Annotated in this window: 20 protein-coding genes, 1 pseudogene and 2 riboswitches; all 21 genes and pseudogenes read right to left on the bottom strand. The window is 40.8% G+C overall.

Going from position 1 to position 22,983, the window contains the following annotated elements; translation table 11 throughout:
* Positions 1–127: 127 nt before the first annotated feature.
* Positions 128–931: a transglutaminase-like domain-containing protein gene (locus H7F31_RS04345; RefSeq protein WP_187103182.1), complete on the bottom strand. Its 804-nt coding sequence runs from the start codon at positions 929–931 to the stop codon at positions 128–130.
* Between the two features lie 14 nt (positions 932–945).
* A riboswitch (cyclic di-GMP riboswitch) is annotated at positions 946–1,026 on the bottom strand.
* A 282-nt stretch (positions 1,027–1,308) separates the two neighbouring features.
* Positions 1,309–1,395: riboswitch (cyclic di-GMP riboswitch) on the bottom strand.
* Positions 1,396–1,923: 528 nt separating this feature from the next.
* Positions 1,924–3,018, bottom strand: coding sequence for a stalk domain-containing protein (locus tag H7F31_RS04340; RefSeq protein WP_187103181.1), 1,095 nt, complete (start codon positions 3,016–3,018; stop codon positions 1,924–1,926).
* 184 nt (positions 3,019–3,202) lie between these two features.
* The gene (locus H7F31_RS04335) at positions 3,203–4,021 is read right to left on the bottom strand and encodes a hypothetical protein (protein ID WP_187103180.1); all 819 of its coding nucleotides are present in this window, start codon (positions 4,019–4,021) and stop codon (positions 3,203–3,205) included.
* Between the two features lie 48 nt (positions 4,022–4,069).
* Entirely contained in the window at positions 4,070–4,528 is a 459-nt protein-coding gene (locus H7F31_RS04330; protein ID WP_187103179.1) for a VanZ family protein, read from the bottom strand.
* A gap of 127 nt (positions 4,529–4,655) precedes the next feature.
* Positions 4,656–5,000 (bottom strand): PH domain-containing protein, encoded by a 345-nt coding sequence (locus tag H7F31_RS04325; RefSeq protein ID WP_087571640.1) that lies wholly within the window; start codon positions 4,998–5,000, stop codon positions 4,656–4,658.
* Between the two features lie 277 nt (positions 5,001–5,277).
* Positions 5,278–5,718, bottom strand: coding sequence for a hypothetical protein (locus H7F31_RS34125; RefSeq protein WP_261800297.1), 441 nt, complete (start codon positions 5,716–5,718; stop codon positions 5,278–5,280).
* A gap of 75 nt (positions 5,719–5,793) precedes the next feature.
* Positions 5,794–5,979: pseudogene (locus H7F31_RS34545) on the bottom strand (YkgJ family cysteine cluster protein); the annotation flags it as partial.
* A 1-nt stretch (position 5,980) separates the two neighbouring features.
* The gene (locus tag H7F31_RS04315; protein ID WP_187103177.1) at positions 5,981–7,015 is read right to left on the bottom strand and encodes a hypothetical protein; all 1,035 of its coding nucleotides are present in this window, start codon (positions 7,013–7,015) and stop codon (positions 5,981–5,983) included.
* Between the two features lie 21 nt (positions 7,016–7,036).
* Positions 7,037–8,692: a hypothetical protein gene (locus H7F31_RS04310; RefSeq protein ID WP_187103176.1), complete on the bottom strand. Its 1,656-nt coding sequence runs from the start codon at positions 8,690–8,692 to the stop codon at positions 7,037–7,039.
* A gap of 313 nt (positions 8,693–9,005) precedes the next feature.
* Complete coding sequence (locus H7F31_RS04305) at positions 9,006–10,037, bottom strand: SDR family NAD(P)-dependent oxidoreductase (protein WP_261800296.1); 1,032 nt, start codon at positions 10,035–10,037, stop codon at positions 9,006–9,008.
* Between the two features lies 1 nt (position 10,038).
* The gene (locus tag H7F31_RS04300; RefSeq protein WP_187103175.1) at positions 10,039–11,388 is read right to left on the bottom strand and encodes a UDP-glucose dehydrogenase family protein; all 1,350 of its coding nucleotides are present in this window, start codon (positions 11,386–11,388) and stop codon (positions 10,039–10,041) included.
* Between the two features lie 137 nt (positions 11,389–11,525).
* The gene (locus H7F31_RS04295) at positions 11,526–12,905 is read right to left on the bottom strand and encodes a sugar phosphate nucleotidyltransferase (protein WP_187103174.1); all 1,380 of its coding nucleotides are present in this window, start codon (positions 12,903–12,905) and stop codon (positions 11,526–11,528) included.
* A gap of 38 nt (positions 12,906–12,943) precedes the next feature.
* Positions 12,944–13,891: a GDP-L-fucose synthase family protein gene (locus H7F31_RS04290; protein WP_187103173.1), complete on the bottom strand. Its 948-nt coding sequence runs from the start codon at positions 13,889–13,891 to the stop codon at positions 12,944–12,946.
* Positions 13,892–13,982: 91 nt separating this feature from the next.
* Positions 13,983–15,062: a GDP-mannose 4,6-dehydratase gene (gene gmd, locus H7F31_RS04285; RefSeq protein ID WP_187103172.1), complete on the bottom strand. Its 1,080-nt coding sequence runs from the start codon at positions 15,060–15,062 to the stop codon at positions 13,983–13,985.
* 184 nt (positions 15,063–15,246) lie between these two features.
* Complete coding sequence (locus H7F31_RS04280) at positions 15,247–16,707, bottom strand: flippase (RefSeq protein WP_187103171.1); 1,461 nt, start codon at positions 16,705–16,707, stop codon at positions 15,247–15,249.
* 7 nt (positions 16,708–16,714) lie between these two features.
* On the bottom strand, positions 16,715–17,974 hold the full coding sequence (locus H7F31_RS04275; protein ID WP_187103170.1) for an O-antigen ligase family protein: 1,260 nt from the start codon (positions 17,972–17,974) through the stop codon (positions 16,715–16,717).
* Positions 17,975–17,984: 10 nt separating this feature from the next.
* Positions 17,985–19,139, bottom strand: coding sequence for a glycosyltransferase family 4 protein (locus H7F31_RS04270; RefSeq protein ID WP_187103169.1), 1,155 nt, complete (start codon positions 19,137–19,139; stop codon positions 17,985–17,987).
* Positions 19,136–20,035, bottom strand: coding sequence for a glycosyltransferase family 2 protein (locus H7F31_RS04265; RefSeq protein ID WP_187103168.1), 900 nt, complete (start codon positions 20,033–20,035; stop codon positions 19,136–19,138). Before H7F31_RS04265 ends, H7F31_RS04270 begins: the two co-directional genes overlap by 4 nt.
* Before the next feature lie 47 nt (positions 20,036–20,082).
* Positions 20,083–21,240, bottom strand: a complete 1,158-nt coding sequence (locus H7F31_RS04260; protein ID WP_187103167.1) for a glycosyltransferase — start codon at positions 21,238–21,240, stop codon at positions 20,083–20,085.
* 38 nt (positions 21,241–21,278) lie between these two features.
* A complete protein-coding gene (locus H7F31_RS04255; protein ID WP_187103166.1) occupies positions 21,279–22,163 on the bottom strand; it encodes an alpha-1,2-fucosyltransferase in 885 nt (294 codons plus the stop codon).
* 46 nt (positions 22,164–22,209) lie between these two features.
* Positions 22,210–22,977 carry a glycosyltransferase family 2 protein gene (locus tag H7F31_RS04250; RefSeq protein ID WP_187103165.1) on the bottom strand — a complete coding sequence of 256 codons (768 nt, stop codon included), beginning with the start codon at positions 22,975–22,977 and terminating at the stop codon, positions 22,210–22,212.
* Between the last annotated feature and the right edge of the window lie 6 nt (positions 22,978–22,983).

Here is a 22,983-nt window from a genome sequence, read left to right as displayed (position 1 = left end):
GGGCACACGCTTTTTTTGAGATGCTACTCTCTTTTCGCGATTTGCCCCTTATTACGCTCCGAATCCGGCTTAAACGCAAAAAAAGAGACCCGCTTCGCGAGTCTCCTTCTTCTTATGAACCTATATATTAGTACTGTTTGGTCTTCGTATACTTGGATGCGTCCTTTGCAAATACGGTCGCTTTGTTGCTTTGCTTAATGCCTGCGTCCACTGTCGTATCCACGATGACCCACTTGCCGTTAAGATAAACCTCGTTCCATGCGTGGTAGACATCTACATAATCGGAATCGCCCATGATCAGCTTGGTCGGAATATCAAGGCTTCTCAGCATTGCCGCGTATGTCGAAGCGTATCCGTAGCAGATCGCCTTCTTCGAAGCAAGCGTCTTGTCGATGCTCGGCAGGTAGTCGGAAGTGACGGTGTCCGCCAGAACCTTGTCATACGCGATATTGGCAATGATGTAGTTGTATACGGCTTTCGCTTTTTCTTCGTCCGTCTTTTTGCCCTTGGCCAGTTCCTTCGCTTTCGCAATGGCTTGGCTGGTGCTTGTCCAGCTTACATTTTGAACGGAATTAAGGTACACGACCTTCTCATCCTTGAGGTTAAGCTTAACCGCTTGCTGCTTAACTGCTTTATACGAGGTGCCCGAAATGTTCTCCAGAAGCATGATCTTGTACTCGCCATTGCCGAGCTGCAGCGGAAGAGTCTCCGTTACGCGGCCTGTAGCCAGATTATACGTATAGTTATCTTTGCCCTTCGCGATCATGACTTTCATCTTGACCTTCGGCTTCACATCATAGGTTACCTTGACAACGCCTTGCGCCAATGCCGAAGTGTCCAGCCAAGCGGCACCTGCATCGGCAGCCGATACAGCTTGTACCGATGTAAACAGCAGGAATACCGATACAACCATCATAATGAATTTACGCATAACAAAAAACTCCCTTCGGTGGCCAGGCTGCCATCTGTTTAGAAGGCCCTATAGCTTTGCGTCCCTGCCTTTCGACAGGTTTGCCATTATCGTGTGAAGCTTTAAAGGTAGTTCAAAAAGTCCGCTTTTGATCACGAAGTATTCCAGGAAGCCTACTCGACATCGAATATTGAACGCAAGCGAAACTTCCGGTGCTCACGTAGCTTCCACTACGCTCCGCTCCTCAGTTTCTACTTTCATTCAATCTTCTCGGTGCTGAAAACCGAACTTTTTGAACACTCCGCGAAACGTCCGCGGCGAATGATTGGCTGATGATGTTCAATAAAGACCTATTGTCGTGCGATAAAGTCCTATAAAAAACAAAAAAAGCCCAATCATTCGGTAGCTGGCTGTCATCAATCCATGGATTGGAAGACCCTGTAGCTTTGCGTCCCTGGCTTTCGCCAAGTTTGCCGTTATCGTGTCTCGCTTTTATAGTTCCATGTTACCACAATTTGCTAGAGTTGCAACCCTTTTTTCTGACAAATGAACGCTTGGTTCGATGCTGGCCTTCAACGCTCGTCAAACCGCTTGAACAACATTGTCGCCTGAGAGAACGCAAGCTTCTCGCAAAACTAGAAATTAGTAGTTTTAGCCCATATGAATAAGCATATTTTCCTAGTAAATAGGTAAAAAGTTTGATATTATTAGGAGAGTATGTAAGCGAGGTGATGGATATGTCCGGATATATAATGTTCACCGAATTAACGACACCGCTCAAGCTAATCGGTATTAGAATTTTTCGCGACGAGAACGGCCATTACTGGTACAAAGTCAGGAAGAACAGCCGCAAGCGGATCTTTTCTAAATTCTGATCAATCCCAGTTCCCATACATGCCCTGTCAGACGCAGAATCGATCGGCTCCGCAGCAGTTACCGAACGGTTACATAGTCCAGGCACAGCAAGAGAGGCTCCCAGGCTGCAAGCCCGGGAGCCTCTTCTCATTTGTATCCTATAGCATGGATTCCGCAAGCTTGCGGCCTGCCTCTAGCTCTTCTTCAAACTTGGTCCGATATTCGGCAAGGATAGCCGTGCTGTGGCCGCCCGCCGTCAACGCCGCCGAGGTGTCGGCAATGATGGTCTCGAAGTTGGCCGTACAAGTTGCTACCGCCGCTTGAATATCCGCCTTTAGCTTCTGTTTGCCCGCTTCGCTCGTATCGGTGTAGCTCAGCACGATTCCCGTCAGCGTAGATTCGCAGCTCGAACGCAAAGCGTACAGCTTGGTTTCCGCACCCGAGGTAATCTGCGCATACGTCTGGTTCGCCGGCGTTCCTCCGCCAGGCGCGCCCCCTCCGCCGCCGTTGCCCGCTCCGGGAGCGCCGCCGCCCGTGCCGGAATTGCCTTCTCCGGGTTTCCCGCCATTGTTTGATTCCCCATGCTCCGCCTGGTACGCCTTCGACTGTCCGCTGACCGTTCTTGTCGCAGGATCCCAGTCAATCTTGGTCCCGAGCGACTCTGCCAGAAAGCGCAACGGCACGTAGATCGATCCATTGAGAATAAATAGGGATTGGCCCTCCGGCAGTGTCTTTACCTTGCCATTAAAGATCAGCGACGCTTCCTTTACCTTCATGGTCAGCGTCTGCGTCGTCAAGCTTGGCTTGCCGCCGCTCGCCGCAAGCAGCTGCTTCTTGAGATCGGCAAGCTCCGCTGCCGTCGGCTCCGAGATTGTCACTTGATTTTTTGCGGGATCCCAGCCCACCTGCTTCAGCAAAGCATAGGAGAGATAACGGATAGGCACGTAGGTCCGCCCCTGATGGATAAAAGCGTGCTGTCCCTTAGGCAGCGCCAGTTCCTTATCGTCGAAGATGAGCCTGACCGGCTGCGTCTTAACCTGTACCGTCGTTTCCTTTTTAGGCTGCGCGGCCTGCGCCTTTACTGTCGCGGCTGCCGCTGCATAAGACACTCCCGCTCCGGTAACAGCGGACACAGGCACAGCCGCCGCTCGTCCGGCGCCTTCTGCCGCTCCCATTGCCGCTTGCAGAGGTGTCGCCATTAACAACAGGGACGCCATTAACGTCATCCCCCATAATTTCGTCTTCCTTGCCATTCTTTAATCTTCCTCTCCGTCTTAGGGCGTGTCTGAATACTCCGAGGGGAGCAGATTTTGCCGAATTTTCGTTCCATGCAAGGAACTTTTGTGAAGTCGTACCGGGGGTACATCAAGCAAAAGTGACGAAGCAGGGGGCGGAAAGGCGGTGAAAGATGCCCCAGAGCGGGTTTTCAGTCACGCCCTAGTCCAGTGCCGCCGCAATCTCTACCAGCGCCGCCGATCGCGCGTCTTGCTTGGCCCGCTCGTACTCCGTGTTCCAATCCGGCATCTCGCTTGCCGACAGGCCCGCATCCTTGTACTTCGCCTGCGCATCGCCTACCAGTTGATTAAATTGTGCGTCGCACGAAGCCTCAGCGGCAACGACTTGACCCAGATACTCCGACTGGAGCGTCTCAAGAGCTGCCTCCTTATTCTCGGCAAGCTCCGCCTTGATCGAGGACACCAGCTTCGAGCTTGTCGACTTGCAAGTGCTGCGGAGCGACTCCATCGATGCCGTTACCGCTGCATCAATCTCGCTCTTGCTCGCCTTGCCGCCGCCAGTCGTTGGCGCCGTCGCGCTTGGCTCCGGTTTCGCGGCAGGCGTATCTGAGCCGCTGCCCCCGGAATTAGCAGGCGTTCCCGACGCGCCACCACCGCCGCTGCCGCCGGTTGACCCTGGCGTGTCAGCTCCCGACTTGCCCGTCTGGCCTTGCCCGCCCGCAGGCTTGCCCGGCGTCACGGTGTCTCCAGGGTTACTGCCAGGACTCGGCGAGACGCCTTGACCATCCCCGCCTGCTATTCCATCCTGATCCCCGTCTTCGTCCCCTCCGCCATCGCTATCCTTATTGCCCTCGCCTTGCACCGGATCGCTCTCATCCGGCTGATCTGACTCAGCCAACTGCTGCTTGAGCTCCTTGGCATCGTTCATCTTGGCTGTCAGTGTCACCACGCCATAAGTCGCCGCGCCCAATACGAGCAGCAGCCCGATGACGATAAGCGATATTCGTTGTTTGGCTCCCATATGTATAGTCCTCCTTGTCGCTTATTCTAGCTGCCAACCGCTTCGGCCCTATGTTCGCTCCCGTCCGAGGCTAGCGCCGATCCGTGCCGCCCCCTTGTACAAGAGAATGCCGATTGAGGCTCCAATACTATCAATGATGACATCGCTGGCTTGACCCGATCTGCCCGATACGAAGAGCTGATGCAGCTCGTCAGACACGGCGAACAGCACGCACACCAGCAAGGTGATCGCCACGCCGCGCACGCCTCTTACGCCAAGTTTGGTCAAAGTGCCCAAGACAAGCATGCCGAGCACCAGATAGATCAGACCATGGGCCAGCTTGCGAACGACATGGTTCAACTCTCCCGCATCCAGCTCCAATCCCGGCAGCATGACGCGAATCGTCGTCGCGATGGCATCCGAGAGTCCGCTGCTAAGCGCATTGGAATCCGACGCCTGTTGATTAGAGAAGCCGATAATAACCGCCATCCATACAAGCACGGCGGCACCGTACATAAACTTTCGCATAGGCAATTTCCTTTACTTTACACCATAATCCCCCACGTACCCGTCGTGAAGCGCAGCAATCCTGCCTCGCATCTAAGACGTGGAAAAAGACGGAAATGTTGCTCCATATGTCTGCCGTTATTCGGCCTTACACTTCCGTCAGCTCGAACGCCCTGTTCTTGATCCGGGCATTCTCTGTCGCGTGGCCTAGCAGATCCGATACGTGGACGCTATTACGAACATTTCGAAGCGTATAGGAAGGAGTACTCGTATCCGTGGATATAATGGTAATATCCCCGAACTTTAGTATTCTCTCAAACAGATTCCGTTTCAGGGAAACATCGCGGATGCGGTACAATTGAATCTCCTCGCGCCGCTTCGTAAAGACGCCTTTCTCGACAATCAGTCTGCGATCCGTCAATTTGTAATGCGTAAACGTCGGAAATCCGAAATTAAAAGGTTTGCCTTCCCACAGCACAGTCTCGTTCAGCATTCCAACAGCTCCTTAACACATCAGATTCGTTCCAATTCTACATGCTTTCTCCAGTTGAAAGCCTCCGTTAATTGTACCCCGATGCCCGCCTGATGTCGACGGGATGGAGGAGGTTTAGAGGAACAATACTATCGACCAATAGTCTTGGGATGCTCTCATTCTCAACAACTCCTCATTTCGCCAAATGAAAAAATAGAAATCCCTGTGTAATAACAGGGATTTGAATGGAATGTGATGTTTGGAAATATCCTCTTCTAATTGATTTCAACCTACACAATTACCACTCAAGTTTGTCATCTTCTTGATAAAGTGAGCTTGCATAATCCAAGTACTCCATCAGTTTACGCCTACTTATTTTATCAATGCTGATTCGATACTGAGTTCCGTATTGCATATTAAGTTCTAACGCTGTTATATCAACACCGAGGAATTTATCTTCTTTAATATACGTGGATTCAATATCTTCATATTTCGCGATAAACTTGGATGTGCTATTACCAGCATCTTTTATGTAGACAGAATCAAGAGTCAGAACCATACCTGACTTTCCGTTTGTCGAAATACTCGTATCAATTATCGCAATTATTTCGTCTTTCTCAGGTTTACCTTGGCAAATGATTTCGAGAGCGTTACGTACCTGTTTTTCATCTCCATTCCAAGGTCTATAGCCAAAAAGTTCTTCAAATTTATCCTCAAGTGTTGATTTCAAGTCACTCATCTTCTGCAACTCCATTCCTTTTAATGCGTCGCATGCTTTGTAGTTTAGATAATAAAATTCCTGTTGAGACATTTTATCTTTATAGAATAGATCGTATGATTCATCTACTCTGCATATAACGGGGCGATCTTCATATATACCACAAAGATTCGTGCTTATATCAAAATGCAAGCATACCCCGTCACCGCGATCCAAATGTTTATACTGCTCAGTAATACCTACTTTCTTACAACACAATCCACATTGATCGCAATTGAACATTTCAACCCTGCATTAGTGTTTCGAGATACTTATTTCCGTTCTCAACTACGTAAGCACTAGCTTCCTCCAATTGACCCTCTTGTTTAAGAAGGGAAGAATCGAGAATCACCTTAATTGTTTTGGCTAGTTGGACACACTTGTAGATCTCTTGCTTCTCAACTTCTGAGTAATCATCCCAGTTCATACCTCTAGACTTGATAATGAATCGCAATACACTTACTTGATGAACAAAGAATACATCTAACTTCTTCAAAAGTTCAGTAAGTTGATTTGCTCGAGTGTATATTGCTTTTAAAGCAATACCAATGTTCTTTGCCTGTGCTTTGAAAGCTTTTGCTTTATCATAGTTTCCATAAGCATCATTAAGAGCGCTTTTAGCCTGGCTTGCAAAAATAGCTCCACCGATTGCAAGTGCAGGTCCCGCCACAATACCCCCTAGGACCATCATTCCGCCAGCTACTCCTAGACCACCTGCAGCCAATGCTCCACCACCAAGCCACGCCAATGTCGCATTCGTAGCGGCTACACCTGACAGTGTTCCCAATGCAGTACCTGTCGTTGCAGTAACCAATAGCCCGCCAAGCCCACTCATAACAACACTGTATGTACCGTACGCAAGTAAAGCTCCAGAACCAATTGCAGCAAGTCCATTTATAGCGATTGTCTTTGCCTCAAATGATGCATTTTTCAATTGCTTGAAGCTCTCGCTCGATGGATTGAAATTTCTCAGCTCATCAATACCATCGCTATCCTTAAGATTAATATTTTTTATTTTCTCAAAGTTAACAACAAACTCATTTATTGATGTCGAAAGGATTCGAATTTTTTCCTGCCCAAGCTCAGTAATAGCCTCATTGGTGTTTTCTCTTGCCATTTCAACAAATTCTTCCGCTTCTTTTGCAATGTCCTGTGATGTTTGATTCAAAGCCTTTGCTTGATCCATATCTCGTTTAGCATCGAATCCCTTTTTAGCTCCAACTGCAGCTGTTACAGCTGCTATACCTACGGCGATTGCTGGTATTAATGGTAGCGGCATTTTTATTCCTCCTCAATATAGTTAAAAATCTAATATCGCAGCCTTGTCAGACATAAAACTGTCGAACTCTGAAAAGTTCCTAAATTCCAGTGTTCCACCCATTTCTACCGCTATTTTGTTCAGACCCTGCGTGAATAACTCCATATTTTCAACTCGACTTGCAATTTCTATCATAGAAAGGGATTCGGAAAAGACCTTCTGCCTTTCGGCGTAGAATTTCTCTACCATTTCTAACAACTCTTTGCCCTGCTTATCCATTGCCTCAATCGCAGCATTCGCAATTGCGTGTATTTTATTTCTTCGCTCAAGAGAAAACCGTTCTTCACGTAGAGTCTGCATACATGCTTTATATATCGATGAACTTGCTAGATAGCCAGCCATACCCCCAATAACTGTTCCTACACCTGGGAATATTGCTGTACCTACGGCTGCCCCAAAGCTTGCTGCCATCATACCTGTCCCTTTTTCACCTAACTCTTCAACAAGCTCAAGGGTATCAATTTCACCCTTTGCATATCGAATCAGAGATTTTCCAACTTGGACTGTAGCAGTTGCGATCATCGCAGGCATGTTGGTTTTGGACAAATTTACGAAAACACTGTTCTGACTTGCTGCCATGAACCCCCTTATTGCGGTATCACCAGCTCCGATAATATACGCCGTGGCTGCTCCCGCTGTGGTATCTTGAGCGACGTCCTTAAGTGCTTCACTAGCCCGTTTTTCACCCTTAATGAGACTGGTGATATTTTGTGCTGTTGATATTGCTGCAGATATTACTGCCGCACTCTTGGCATTCTCAAGCCCTGAGCGATGGGCTGTCTCTAAAACATACTTTGCAGTTGCCAGTTGCGGATGTTCACGAAGAAATATAGCTTCTTTGGAAGTGATACCACTGTCCTTTAAATCATTAGATACTTGGCGATAATTTTCCGCCTTCTGTTCCAAGAGAGCCGCTTTGTCAAATTGACCTTGACTTCTAAACTTCTCAGCTTGTTCAGACAAGCTTTTTGCAGAATCTTCGGCATACTTTTTGGCAATTTCAAACTGCTCTTTTGGGACCAGGACATCATTCCCCCTGTATTTTTCCCACTTGTCACCCGTCATTTTATCCACTAAGTTTTCTGAACTTATCCTAATTTCCTCAGGGGTTCCAAACTTACCACAGAACTTCATCTGAGCACCCCACGACGGGTTGCCAGTGTCATCAATCGACAATATGTCGAATTGGGGATCATTGCCTCTTCCTATATCATTTGAACGATGAATACGAGTTTCACTTTTGTTAATAATATTTTCGGCATTTGTTTTATCTACATAATTGATCTCGGCTGAAAACCCGGCTTGTTGCTTTATATTTTGATACTCAAAATCAGAATGCACCTTGGATTCAGATACCTGCTTGAGTCCTTTTCTTATCACATCGCCGTTAGCATCAACCGTCCCTTTATAACCTTTAATATACTCTGATGCGGCTCTACCATATCTCTCAACATTTTCAGATGTTGCAGCTCCTATCGTTGAGTCTATTAGACCGCTGTGAGCTTTTTTCTTATCCTTATTACCCATAGTTACTTCCCCTTCATCTAATTCAATATAGGTATAATGAACCATTCGACAAAGTAACAAAAAATCCCTTCTTGATTCATGATTTCTGTAATTTTGACGAACAAGACTCATTCTATTGCCCCCCTCGTCTTCAGACTCTTATGCCTGATGATGTTTGTGTTCCTCGGGGCGGAAGTTTGCCTGCAGCTTCCTTCAGATTCCACCTCACGGTGGATACCCTTGCTCTTGGTTGGTGGTTGGTAACGACAAACCCCCACAGCGGACTTTCACCGCCTAATTAGTCGCCATGCGTGGCGCACAAATAAAACTCCGTTGCTCAGGAGCAACGGAGTCATTGATAATAGACGATTTTATTCTTTTGGTGCTGGTGGGCGGGCCTGGATGGATATCCATTAATCATATTCATTAGTATCAGTCTTACACATTAAGCCTTGTTCACCTCATAATACCCCACATACCAATCCGCGAAGCGCTGCAGCCCTACCTCGATTGGCGTCTCCGGCTTAAAGTCCACCGCCTGCTGCAGCCGATCCGTCGAAGCGTAAGTTGCGGGGACGTCGCCGGGCTTGAGGGGTTCGAATATTTTGTCGAAGAGGATCTCCCTGCCCGTCGCCTTGCTCAAGGCTCTCTCCAGCGTCTCGATAAACGTCATCAGCTTCTCCGGACTGTTGTTTCCGATGTTGTACACACGATGAGGAACGCCATCCATTGGCGGCTGCGCAATGAGTCGCTCAATCCCCGTCACGATATCGTCGATGTACGTGAAGTCGCGGTACAGATCGTTGTCGAAGTCCCCGTTATTGAAGATATGAATCGGCTTGCCCGCAAAATAACGATCCGCGAAACCAAAGTACGCCATATCCGGCCGGCCCATCGGTCCGTACACCGTAAAAAATCGCAGTCCCGTCGCCGGTATGCGGTACAGGTGGCTGTACGTATGCGCCATCAGCTCATTCGACTTCTTCGTCGCCGCATAAAGCGACACCGGATGATCGACGAAGTCCGTCTCCTCAAAAGGTACCTTCTTATTAGCTCCATACACCGAGCTCGACGAAGCGTACACCAGATGCTCCACGGGAAAATGCCTGCAAGCCTCTAAGATGTGAAAAAAGCCGGTAATATTGCTCTCGATATAAGCATCCGGATTCTCGATGGAGTAACGCACTCCCGCTTGCGCCGCCAAATGAACAACAGCAGCCGGCTTATACTGCTCGAACAGCGACATAACCGCCGTGTGATCCGCAATGCTGGCTTCGACGAAAACGAAGCCTTTGTGCGGCGTCAGCTCCGCCAGTCGAGCACGCTTGAGATGTACATCATAATAATCGTTCACATTATCCAGACCGACGACCGTACACCCTTGCTCAAGCAACCGCTTGGTCACGTAATAACCGATAAACCCCGCCGCGCCTGTCACCAGATAGACCTTCCCTGCAACTATCGCATGATCTTCCAATCTACCTCGACTCCTTCACTCCTTCTCTGATCGCGGGCTTGCGCCCGATCGAATGATACTCCACGCCTGCATCCTTCATGTCATCGACCGCATACAGGTTGCGACCGTCATAAACGAGCGGCGTCCGCATCAGCTTGCGGTAAGTCTCGGGGGCAACGGCCCGGAACTCTCCCCATTCCGTTAAAATAAAGCAAACATTCGCGCCGTCCAGCGCCTCTTCGATACTACTCGCATACGACATATGGCCTCTGGCGCATGGTCCTTCCGGGTACAGCCTCGCAAAGCTTGCCGCGCCGACCGGGTCATAGGCAAATATATCCGCTCCTTGCTCCAACAGGAGGGGAACATTCTCGAGTGATGCCGCTTCACGGAGATCATCCGTACCCGGCTTAAACGTCAGGCCCAGCACCGCCACCTTAAGACCGTTTAAGGTAATGAGGCGCTTGCTCGCCTTCTTGTACAGCATTGTCTTCTGATCCTTGTTGACGTCGATCGCCGACTTTACCGTCCGGAGCTCGTAGCCATTTTGACGGGCCAAGTAATCCAGCGCCTTTGTATCCTTGGGGAAACAAGAGCCGCCGAAGCCGATACCGGCATTTAAGAACTTGCTGCCGATCCGCGGATCAAAGCCCATTCCCTTGGCAACATCCTGGATATCCGCACCGACCAGCTCGCAGAGATTGGCGATATCGTTCATGTATGAGATCTTAAGCGCCAGGAAATCGTTGGCTGCATATTTGATCATCTCGGCGGATCTCCGGTTGACGGAGACGATCGGCAGACCAAACGGCTCATAGATACGCGTCAGCAGCTCCTGCGCCCACTCGCTCTCCGTGCCGATAATGATACGCTCCGCGTGGAGCGTATCGTGAACAGCCGAGCCTTGCGCCAGGAACTCCGGGTTCGAAGCGACCTCTACCCGCACATCGTGGGCGAGGAAGTCATGAATGAACTGCTCAACCTTGTCATTCGTCCCGACGGGCACCGTTGACTTCACCACAACCAGACAGTCCTTCTCGATCGTCTCGGCGATCTGTCTCGCCACCGTTGCGATATAGGACAGGTTGGCCGAGCCATCGGGCTGCTCAGGTGTTCCGACACCGATAAATATAGCATCTGCCTCTTTATATGCAGCTACATAGTCGGTGGTATAGTCAATTCTACCGGCCTCATAATTTTTCCTCATGAGCTGCTCCAGATCGACCTCATAGATCGGCGATACGCCCGACTTCATCAGCGCCACCTTGTTCTCGTCAATATCCACACAGGTCACCTGGTGACCCATCTCGGCAAAACAAACGCCGGCTACAAGGCCGACATAACCTGTTCCGGCTACTGCTAGTCTAAGCATGTGATTTGCTCCATTTCTCGTGCCAAAGCTAAAGAATATTACAGGGATTAGTTAGTAGTGACTTTCAAACATTCTCTAAAACACACAAAGGATTAAAATAGTCTCGTTCTTCAGTGTTTAAATTCTCATAGAAATGCCTACTTTGCGAGTTCTACCTCACAACGTTCTCTCACTTCTTCCCATGTTAAACATATACGTATGATATCCTCTTCTACCAACTCTGGTCCCGATTGAATCTCAATAAATTCTAAATCGGTTGTAGCCTTGATTGCATGCTTCATGCCTGGGGCAATTACTAGAGTTTCCCCTTCAATTATTGGTCGAATTGAATCTTGTAAGGCAAACTCTCCCTTTCCACTTATAATTGTCCATATTTCATTTCTACTATTATGCAATTGATAACTTAAGTTTTTTCCTTTTTTCACACATACTCTTCGAGTCAGGACCTCGTTCTGATTTTCATATCTTGTATAGTCAAGTACCCTATACCATCCCCAACGACGTTCTTCATACATCAGCCTCTGTTCAAATCCATCCATCAAATCCTTTATTTTAGGACTAGAGGCTTTATCAGTAATTAAAATTCCATCAGGACTTGCAGCAACTACCGCATCATTAATCCCCATAACAACTATTGGAATATCAAGTTCATTTACTAAATGAGTATTGTTCGAGTCATTACTAATAATACCTTTTCCAATCTGATTTATACCCATTTCCTCCGTTAAGGTATTCCATGTTCCGAGGTCCTTCCAGTATCCGTCATATGTTACAACCACTACCCTCTCAACCTTCTCGACAACCTCATAATCAAATGAGTTTTTAGGTATGTCTTTGTATGAAGCCAGTAACTCATCATACTTAATGGGCAGTTTTTTTTCTTTTAATATATTTATCAAGAATCCGAGTTTAACACCAAATACGCCACAATTCCAAAGTGCGTCTTCCTCAATAAGCTTTTTCGCTAGAGCTTCATCTGGTTTCTCTTTAAAGTAGCTGACCTCTAGATAGTTATTTTTTTCGGTTAAATCCTTAGGAACTATATAGCCATACTTTGAAGATGGGAACGTAGGCTTAACACCTAATAACGCCAACTCCGCTTGGGAATTATTTAGTGCAATTTCTAAATCTATAACCCTATTAAAAAATTCATCTTCTACATAAGAGTCAACAGGTAGAATACATATGGTTTCACTTAATCCTATTCTCTGAACAGAATATAAGTAGGACGCTGCTAGAGCAATTGCAGGAAAAGTGTCGCGCCGTTCTGGCTCAATAATTAGGGGCACATCGTGACTTAGCTGTGTTTGTATCATGTCAACCTGCGACTTACTTGTAGAAATAACCGTCGAATGATGTAAATTTATACTCTCCAATTGTCCATACACACGTTGCACCATTGATTGTAATTGATTCGATTCATCTCTAAGAACCTTTAAAAACTGCTTAGACCTAGAATCATTAGACAATGGCCACAGGCGTTTACCGGATCCCCCAGATAATAAAATTAGTTTCATATTTCTCTCCCCTTGTGAGAACGTAGTACGCTCCCGAACTAACGACCATAAATATTGTTAGTATAATATTCAACGGTATTTTCTAATCCATTTTCTAGGGACGTAGAAGCTTTAAAATTAAACAATTTTTCAGCTTTGGTGACATCCAGTTGTCTCCGTTTCTGTCCACCTGGCTTTAAATTATTATATGCAAATTTGCCTTTATAGCCTATTATTCTAGCTATAATTGATGCAATTTCTCTTATCTTAGTCTCATATCCAGTTCCAATATTGACCGGATCAATTTCGTTATAGAATTTAGTTGCTTTTAATAAAGCCTTAGCAGCATCTTCTACATACAAAAACTCTCTACTCTCTTCTCCAGTTCCCCAGACTTCCACGGTATCAAGATTATTTATTTTTGCATGATGGATCTTTCGAATTAAAGCAGGAATTACATGAGAGTTATTTATATCAAAGTTATCTTTGGGACCGTATAAATTAACTGGGAGCAAGTGGATTGCATTAAACCCAAACTCCTTTTTGTAGGCAATGCTCTGTGCCAATAACATTCTTTTGCTTAGACCGTATGCATCATTGGTTTCAACCGGATATCCATTCCATAGATCCTCTTCCTTGAACGGAACTAAGGTTTCTGCTGGGTATTCACAAACGCTTCCTAGACCAACAAACTTTTCAACTTTTGCCTTTAAAGAATAATGCTGAATTAATGTATTTATCATTACGTTGTTATAGAATTGGATGCCTGGGTGTGAACTACTATAGCCTATTCCACCCACATCTGCTGCTATGTGTATAACAACATCTACTTTTATATTTGAAAATAACTGTTTTACGTTCTCCTCATTCCTGAGATCATATTCCTTACTGCTAAAACTTAACAGTTCCTTTATAGGCTCTTTCTTAATCTCTTCAATAAAATGACTTCCCAAAAACCCATTGGCACCAGTTACTAGGATTCTTTTATTTGTTAGTGAGAAACTCATATATACCCTCCTCAGCATAATCTTTGATAATAAGCTGACTTTTTAAATTGTATATTCATCGAAGCGTTGTACTACGAAAGTGAATTTTTAATTATAATATATGTTCAGCTTTAGCTATGTTTAAATCACTTTGTATCATTTCTTCGACCAATTTATCGAGAGTGTACTTAGGTTCCCAGTTTAGTTTCTGTCTAGCTTTTGTGGAATCGCCAATTAATAGTTCTACTTCTGTTGGCCGATAATATCTAGAATCTACTTCAACTACTACTTCACTCTTACTAAGTTGATACTCATTATTATGACAGGCTTTAATAATCCCTTTTTCATTGACTCCCTCGCCAAAAAACTCGATTTCAATCCCCAATTTTAGGAAAGCCATTTTAACAAAATCCCGAACAGTAGTCGTAATTCCTGTTGCAATGACAAAATCCTCCGGTATGTTGTGTTGTAACATTAACCACATAGCCTCTACATAGTCCTTAGCGTGTCCCCAATCCCGCTTTGCGTTTAGATTGCCCAAAAATAATTTTTTTTGCCTGCCAAGAACAATATCAGCTACTCCTCTAGTTATTTTTCTTGTTACGAACGTTTCCCCTCTTCGTGGACTTTCATGGTTAAATAAGATTCCATTACATGCAAACATGTTATATGCTTCCCTGTAGTTCACAGTAATCCAATAAGCATATAGCTTTGCTACAGCATAAGGGCTTCTTGGGTAAAAAGGAGTGTTTTCCCGTTGGGGAACTTCTTGAACCAATCCGTAGAGTTCCGATGTAGATGCTTGATAAATCTTAGTTTTATTAGCTAGTCCTAATAACCTTACAGCCTCTAGTACTCTCAAAGTTCCTAACCCATCTGCATTAGCGGTGTATTCTGGAGTATCAAAACTAACTTGAACATGACTCATTGCGGCTAAATTATATATTTCATCAGGCTGAATTTCTTGAATTATTCTTATTAAGTTTGTTGAATCAGTCAAATCGCCATAGTGTAAATGAAACTTAAGATCACTCTCGTGTGGGTCTCTATATATGTGGTCTATTCTCCCTGTATTAAATAACGAGCTTCTTCTCTTTAATCCATGCACAGTATAACCTTTCTCTAATAGAAACTCTGCTAAGTAAGACCCATCTTGTCCTGTAATACCAGTTATTAAAGCCACTTTATTCATAATAAACCCTCCGCATAAATTTATTTTATTAATTATATGGGTAAGTATCTCGCCCACATTAGATTATAATATTCTAAGTTAAATTTTATAAAAGCTACTCTCACTTGAACTTTACGATTTATCTATGAAAACCATAGCAGGGTACATAGATACCATTTCTAAGCCACATCCCCCTTTCAACAATCTATAAGTCACTTCTTTTATTATTGGGGGACTTTAAATTAAAACCAATCTTGTTCCATAAAATGATTGAGATTTCTACCTTTAACAATAGGCTGGACGAGGTGTAAATTAATATACCTAGAATTATTTGAACCAGAGTTGTAATATAAGAAACTCCTAGGAGATTCCCAATTCCTCTTATACACACAAACATTATTATCGATGATACTATTACTTTCCCAATATCCTTAAATAAAATCTTAAAATGAAGTAATGATCTCATTAAAATTAGCTGCGCTATAAAAATAGAAAACTCCGCTAACAGAGTGGCCACCGCAGCCCCTACTGCGTGATAGTGTGGAATTAACAAAAAATTGAAGGAAACACTAATTATAGCACCTATTACAACACTTGAAATGTATTTCGCATTCTTACCTAATGGAATCATTAGTTGCACTCCGATGACATTTGACCAAGTTATTGATACATATATAGGTCCTAATATGTATAACAAAACAATCGTCTCAGAAAACTCGGAATTTAATAACCAGGGAATAAGTTCTTTTGCAATGCCAATCATACCAAAGAACATTGGAACCGAAACCATTGTGAGAAAGCGAAAGCTTTTATCAGCATTACTGAGTATTCCACTCATATTTCCCTTTTTAAAATCATTTGACATTCTCGGTAGCATAACTGTTCCAAGCGAAGTTATTACACCTACTGACATTTTTATTAGTTTGATAGCTGTATCATATACTCCAACTTGTGACTTGGTGGAGAGCAAACCTAATATAGTTTTATCCATTACTACATATGCTTGGATAGCAATTTGGGAAATAAAAAGAGTTAAGATAGGCTTTATATGATATTTAACATCTTTTATTTCAATTTTTGATTTTGAAATGTATTGTGGTATAGATGTCCACATTATGACATGTCCCAAAAGCTCCGAACAAACAAGGATAGATATATATAACACTAATTGATTTTGTGTTTTAACAAAAACAAATATAGAGGATACTGCAACAAATCTAATTATTAGATTTCTGATAGCAATTTTTTTGAAGTCCTCCATGCCTGCATATAACCACGAAACATCGAATGCGACCCCTACAATCAACATCGATTGAATCAAGTAAATATTCTTATATTCCGGTGAAGTTATAATTATTATTAAAATAAAAATTAATAGAGAAGTTATCGCAGTGACTGTTTTAATGTAAAAAATACTCCAAAACACTTTATTTCTCTTTATGAAATCATCTCTAACATATGCAATCTCCCTACTTCCATACAATGATATTCCAATAGATCCAAATAGAATAAAGTATTGTACAATAGAGTTGGTGAATGCATGAATACCAATTCCACTGCTGCCCAGAACTCTTGTAATATACGGCAATGTTATGAACGGCAATACAAGCAAGCTGATTTGAAATAAGGAGGTATACATATAATTCTTAGCGACTTTTGAATTCATCTTCGTTTTAAACCTCTTTATCTGTTCTTAGATCAATTTTAATTTTAGCCAATGCAATTCCCACCCAAATTATAATTGATGTTCGAATATCTGAAGTGTAGAAAGTTTCGAATAGGCCTCCAAAATATATTAAACTAAGAACTGCTACAACAAGATATCTAACATATTCAATATTGTAGTAAGTACGAAAGCTTTGAATTAGTTGAAATATAAAAATAGAAAAAATTATATATCCTAATAATCCCATTTCCAGAAGTAAAGCTGTGTGTTGATTATGAGGATTTTCCATAGCCGCGTTAGTAGGAGACATATTATCCAGTCTCTTGTACCCCAATCCAATGCCACTACCTAAAATCGGATTATGTTTAAAATTCTCTATACTTATTCTTAATAGCTCATCTCGCTTATTGTTACTATTAATACTACTATCTGTTAAGAATCTTGATAAAATTCTATCTGTTGTTTCTGGCAGGACAACATTCACAATAGTAATAAAGGCAATGGATATTAGTAGACCCTTAATCCATTTTCCTATATTCTCTTTAAAATTTCTAACATTAACTAGGACAAGAAACATTAACAGGAGCAGTATTGCAGATCTTGTTGATGTCAATAATATTGCGATGCAAGTATAGTACATTGAAAACTTATAGTAATAACCATTGCTTTCTCTACTTTGTAATAAACTAATTACAAATATAAAAAATAGAAACAAACCAGTTACTGTAGCGCTTCCCACTGTCGTACTTACCCGAACAAACTCTGCATTAGTATAAGAACTAATGTCCCACCCCATTCGCGGTGCTAGTTGATAAAAAAACAAAGAAAAAAATACAACTTGAGATGATACCAAATTACCAATAAGAATAAAAAAATTAACAACTGATTTACTTTTCGATCGTATGCTTAGAATCAATTTATATAACAAAAAGGGAATGGAAATAATAAGAAATGTACTTATTACACTACTTAGTCGATTAACACTATCAAAACTATTGATTAATCCAAATATAAGCGCATAAAACAAAAAAAACACATACAAAATTTCGTATTTATTAAGCGATATTTCTCTGTAATGTGAGATATATTTTGCTGTTTTTTTAACTAGTATCATCATAAATATTACTGAAACAATAATAACGTTTAATCTATAGTGGTTATTTCCAATAATATACGAAATGTTTGTATTTATTGAAGCTGGCAATAATGTGACAACTACTATTACCAGATACAGTATCCATAATTTAATATTCTCATACGATAACAAGTATAGCCCTCTATTCTTTTAATAATTCTATAATCTGTTCTTCGCTTTTGTTCAAAGCATGACTTCTTTCGAAAAGGCGGCGAGATTTTAAAGATAATTTCTTTTTTTCTCTTGCATCCATCTCCAAGTATTTCAAAATATATTGCCTAAATTCCTCTGGGCTATCGGCTCTAAATCCATTTATGCCATGTTCCAAATTATAACCAATGAATGCGTGAGAAGTCCCAATTATGGATAACCCAAATGCCAAGGCTTCGGCTATCTTTACTTTCATACCTGCACCTGTAAATATAGGGGCAACATATAAATCTGCTTTATTAAATAGTGGTTTCATATCAACTGGATTAGTTATTAGTTCGATATTGTTATGTGATTGAACCATTTTTTTTAATTGTTCATTCGGCCTTGAACCTGCTAATATTAGCTTAAAATTTAAATGAATATGTGGCCAAACGTGATGAATAAACCAGATTACGCCATCTACATTTGGTCCATACCACATCGATCCAGTAATCAAAATAATCTTTTCTTTATTGTCAGACAAGCTATCTAATCGTGTAGTGCTAAAACTATGTATAGGATCATCTATACAAACTGGTACAATTTCTACATTACCTTTTTTTAGACAATTTGGATATAACTCAAGTAGTCTATTTTTATCTTGTTCTGTAAGGCATATTATAGTATCTGCCTGTGAAATGCATTTGGGTTCTTGCTTTTGAATGAGTCTATATTTAAACCAAGAGACTAATGTACGTTTTCTTTTCATGATGTTAAAAAAATAATCCGTTTCGACATTATGAACTCTTACAATAAGTTTTTTTTTATTTTCTTTTGCTAGATTTGCAACAAAGTCATATCTGGTGAATTCTAGATAAACAAACCTGTAATTATCCCAGTTAATCTTATTTACCTGCCTGGACCAACTATTGTACATTCCTGTAGTGATGCCTTTAATCAGACTCAACCCTTTTAAAATTTTGTTGCTCTCATTAGTTAATATCACAATCGGATTAACACTCATTCGGATTTCTTTGTCTTGTATTTCCGGGCCTATATAATCTATTTCAAACTTTTTTGCAAGTGATAATAAGGATTGCCTTACTACTATTCCACCACCAGAAAAGTTCCCAGGACTCTCAAAAGTTATAAATAAAATCTTCATAATATACGAAACTTCCTTTTTATTTTATTTATTAACTTCAAATTATATTCATTTAATTTTCGCTTTACATATAAAAAAGTCATGATACTCACAGATTTGCTAACATTGTAACGTTTGTTAAAAAAGATTAAGTGCCTTTTATAAAATAACCCGGTATTAATTATTGTAAACACTTCCTGTATGAGTCTATTTTTCTTATGTTGCCCACCTTTCTCAATAGCCAAGCCCGGAAGGTGATAACACTCGGTGTCAGAAGTATAAAATATTTTATTTCCATTTTTGACCATCTGAACTTGTGCATCTGACTCTTCCCTGTAGCCATTAACTTTATAGTTTTCATAGTATTTGATAGAACTATAAGCTTTTTTAGGAACTAGAATTAGAGCATGTCCAAACGGGACCTCGATATCATTGTTAGAGAGTTTTCTATAGTACCCTTCGAATCGATCATAGTCAAAAATCGATTTAGGTGATAATTGTTGTTCTTTCTTTTTTTGTATAAGTTGATCTTCTTCCATCCAAGGAGTAATTCCATAATATATGCTTCCAAATACAATAACATCATCGTTAGCCTTTGGAAGTAATACACTTAAGTAATTACTTGATAGAAAAGCGTCATCCTCTCCCCACAATATATAATCATACTTTGCTAGTTCAACACCTAAATTCCTACAGTATGCGGCCCCATGATTTTTTTGATTTTTATAATAGTTAAATATTATCTGTGTTCCAGCTAGTCGCTCTTCAATATATTCGATCGTCTCGGTATAACTTTTACTACTGCCATCATCAATAATAATTAACTCACCAACATATTCTTGATCTATATAAGAATCAATCACACACAGCAAAGTGTTAGGTCGATCAAACGTTGGTATAATTACAGATACTACCATCCCACTACCCTCCCTCTGCTAATATAAATGTCTATATAATTATTAAATTACTCAAGTAATTTGTTATATACTTTGCTCGTCTCCATTCCTATATCCTCCCAAGAATAAATCCTTCTTAAATCATTCCACATTGATTCATCATCCTTCTTTTCCAATACTAAACTAGGCTGCTGTGCAATAGCTTCAATAATACCTTTTAATTGTTCATTATTATTTATCTCAAACTGCCAACCCATATTATGATATCGAAATGGATCTTTTAGTCCGCCCACCTTTGTTGCTATTACTGGTTTTCCTTCATAAATTGCAGAAAGTAGTACACCACTCTGAGATATAGATATATATGGTAAGATAAGCACATCAGTCAATGAAAGATAAGCCTGAAACTCTTCATTAGATAACTCTCTTAAATCTGTACAAACATTTAAGCTTGTATTGGAAGTGTTATCCAATAAACTTTTGTTAAAAATAGCTGGTTTTCCTGCAATAAGCAACTTTATCTTTTCATTTTTATTAAGTAAGTTGCTTTCTTTCCAGATCTCTAATAAAAGATCAATCCCCTTATATTTGGAAACGTTACCCAAAAAACCGAATACCAGCTTATTATCTAAACTATGTTCTTTCCTTAATACTTTAACCTTCTCATAATACAAACTTTGATTAATCTTAAGCTGTGAAATACCATGTGGTATTATGTTTATTTTATTTGAGTCAATATTAAACATCTCTTTTATATCATTGAATGTATCTTTTGTATGAACAATGATAGCATCGACTTCATGATAAATTCTTTTATAGTTTTTGTAGAACTTCATACCACTATCATGAGGTAATACATTATGTGCAGTAAATACTAATCTGATGTTTTTTTTCATTTTTTTTATTAGCCATATAAATAGAAAATCAATTCCAGGAACTCTAAACCATTGATAATGCACTATATTGGGCTTTTTAATGATGATTTCTATAAAAATTTTTATGAGTGAAAAGATATAACTAACTATTTTTAATGGAAGGATTTTTTTTTTGTAATTAAATACAGACTTATATTTAAACTCCGTCTTCTCGTACTTAAACTCGAATTCCGCGTTTCCATAAAGCGTTATATTACTTAATCCAATGTTATTCAGTAAATTATAATCATACGACCCCATGGTTCCCGAAGATTGTGGATCTATCATAAATAAATGTAATCTCTTCTTCATTGCACCAACACCACCTATAAATATCTTTTTATTCCAAATTATATTTTAACCCAATTATCCGGAACAATATCTATAGGCTTATCGTCCGCAAACCATTGTTTAGGTGATACTACAATTTTATCTCGGTTATTTATCAACCAAGCTCCCCACCAATAAAATGTACTATTTACGATTATGGCATGCTTACACGCGCCCATGATAAAAAGTTCTTCAACATCACTTATTTGTTCATCGTCCTCACGGTATACTACGTCACAATCAAAATTCATATTTTTCTTAACCCAGTTTATATCATTAGAAAAAATATAAAAAACCGGGTTATCAACTCGTTCTCTTATATAATTAATCGCCTCTATATAATAATCTTCTGTAAACTCACCATAATGTTTTCTATTCTTAGGTATTTCGATATAATCTCCTCTTCTCACACCTAAGAAAACTGCATTTTCATTTTTGATTTTCTTTATAAATTCCACAGTCTTATTGCTTAAGTTGAATTTCGGAGTGATTTCCTCTCTTAATTTTTCTTCGATGTCAATTAAGTATCTCCATGATTGCCAGTACCCATCAAAATAACTATGATTAATAATTTTCGTTATCTCTCTATAACTTCTATCAAATTCAAAGTAGTACTTAGAATTAAAAATCGTTTCTAACAAAATTTTACTTTTGTATTGCAATCCCAAAGTATTTCCCGCATGTGTGAAATAGCAGACTTTATTTATATCACTTTTTTGAGCCTTACTTATTTTGACATTTAGTTTTTCAATTCGTGGAACACGGATACGATCACCCTTAGTATGTTCATAAATGGAAAGATCTGCAATAACGTCTTTGCAATCATACTTCAGTTCTAACGCTCTCATATATGCATATTGAAATAATTGATTTCCTAATCCGCCCTTAAATTTTACTATCTTCATCTCAATCATCCTTTTATCAAAAAAATAGATCATTAAAACTTATCTGTCATTTGCTAAAGTAATACTTTTTTACATTATTAATTACATAACACAAATAGTAATAAAGACAATGATGTATAGGTAACTTAACTACATTTCTATAGTTATTCCATTGTCTCTTTAATGCTTTGAATTTGCTGTTTGATAAAGACCCATTTACTAACCTGTAATCTGCCAGATTTTTATTTAATCCATATGCTAAATGGCCTGTCTTCAATATCATCAGCCATGTCAAATTATCCTGCCCCCTTCTAACAAGAGGCATTCTAAATTCTCCAATAATATTTTTATCTATTACAACAGTCAAGCAACCGATCACTGTATTCTTAAGTGCTTGACTATAATCGAGGGTATTAGGGACATAAAACACCTTAGTGTTAGAATTATTCTCGTCTAATAAGTATTCATATGATGTGAATGTAAAACCAAAGTTATTTTTCATCATATAATCGAGTTGTATCTTGAGTTTTTCCTTTTTCCACATATCATCTGAGTCTAAAAATGCAATAAATCTTCCCTTTGCATTTGATAGAGCTGTATTTCTTGCAACAGCCGCTCCAGAGTTTTCTTCAAGGTTAATTAATTTTATCCTATTATCTTTCTTGACATAATCTAATATTATATTTTCTGTGCTATCCGTTGATCTATCATTGACAATTATCATTTCCCAATTTGTATATGTTTGTTCGAGAACACTCTCTATAGTCATAGAAATATATTTTTCGCAGTTATAGGCTGGTGTTATGATTGATACTAACATGTTTTCTATTAGCATATATAA

The sequence above is a fragment of the Paenibacillus sp. PAMC21692 genome (genome assembly GCF_014303795.1).
Lineage (GTDB): Bacteria > Bacillota > Bacilli > Paenibacillales > Paenibacillaceae > Pristimantibacillus > Pristimantibacillus agaridevorans.
Note: the sequence above shows the minus strand (reverse complement) of the source record. Positions and strands in the feature narration are given on the sequence as shown.

What these genes read in the sequence shown, in the direction of transcription:
- H7F31_RS04345 (WP_187103182.1), bottom strand. Translation starts at nt 931, where the DNA reads ATGCGTAAATTCATTATGATGGTTGTATCGGTATTCCTGCTGTTTACA.
- H7F31_RS04340 (WP_187103181.1), bottom strand. Translation starts at nt 3,018, where the DNA reads ATGGCAAGGAAGACGAAATTATGGGGGATGACGTTAATGGCGTCCCTG.
- H7F31_RS04335 (WP_187103180.1), bottom strand. Translation starts at nt 4,021, where the DNA reads ATGGGAGCCAAACAACGAATATCGCTTATCGTCATCGGGCTGCTGCTC.
- H7F31_RS04330 (WP_187103179.1), bottom strand. Translation starts at nt 4,528, where the DNA reads ATGCGAAAGTTTATGTACGGTGCCGCCGTGCTTGTATGGATGGCGGTT.
- H7F31_RS04325 (WP_087571640.1), bottom strand. Translation starts at nt 5,000, where the DNA reads ATGCTGAACGAGACTGTGCTGTGGGAAGGCAAACCTTTTAATTTCGGA.
- H7F31_RS34125 (WP_261800297.1), bottom strand. Translation starts at nt 5,718, where the DNA reads ATGAGTGACTTGAAATCAACACTTGAGGATAAATTTGAAGAACTTTTT.
- H7F31_RS04315 (WP_187103177.1), bottom strand. Translation starts at nt 7,015, where the DNA reads ATGCCGCTACCATTAATACCAGCAATCGCCGTAGGTATAGCAGCTGTA.
- H7F31_RS04310 (WP_187103176.1), bottom strand. Translation starts at nt 8,692, where the DNA reads ATGAGTCTTGTTCGTCAAAATTACAGAAATCATGAATCAAGAAGGGAT.
- H7F31_RS04300 (WP_187103175.1), bottom strand. Translation starts at nt 11,388, where the DNA reads ATGCTTAGACTAGCAGTAGCCGGAACAGGTTATGTCGGCCTTGTAGCC.
- H7F31_RS04295 (WP_187103174.1), bottom strand. Translation starts at nt 12,905, where the DNA reads ATGAAACTAATTTTATTATCTGGGGGATCCGGTAAACGCCTGTGGCCA.
- H7F31_RS04290 (WP_187103173.1), bottom strand. Translation starts at nt 13,891, where the DNA reads ATGAGTTTCTCACTAACAAATAAAAGAATCCTAGTAACTGGTGCCAAT.
- gmd (WP_187103172.1), bottom strand. Translation starts at nt 15,062, where the DNA reads ATGAATAAAGTGGCTTTAATAACTGGTATTACAGGACAAGATGGGTCT.
- H7F31_RS04280 (WP_187103171.1), bottom strand. Translation starts at nt 16,707, where the DNA reads ATGAATTCAAAAGTCGCTAAGAATTATATGTATACCTCCTTATTTCAA.
- H7F31_RS04270 (WP_187103169.1), bottom strand. Translation starts at nt 19,139, where the DNA reads ATGAAGATTTTATTTATAACTTTTGAGAGTCCTGGGAACTTTTCTGGT.
- H7F31_RS04265 (WP_187103168.1), bottom strand. Translation starts at nt 20,035, where the DNA reads ATGGTAGTATCTGTAATTATACCAACGTTTGATCGACCTAACACTTTG.
- H7F31_RS04260 (WP_187103167.1), bottom strand. Translation starts at nt 21,240, where the DNA reads ATGAAGAAGAGATTACATTTATTTATGATAGATCCACAATCTTCGGGA.
- H7F31_RS04255 (WP_187103166.1), bottom strand. Translation starts at nt 22,163, where the DNA reads ATGAAGATAGTAAAATTTAAGGGCGGATTAGGAAATCAATTATTTCAA.
- H7F31_RS04250 (WP_187103165.1), bottom strand. Translation starts at nt 22,977, where the DNA reads ATGCTAATAGAAAACATGTTAGTATCAATCATAACACCAGCCTATAAC.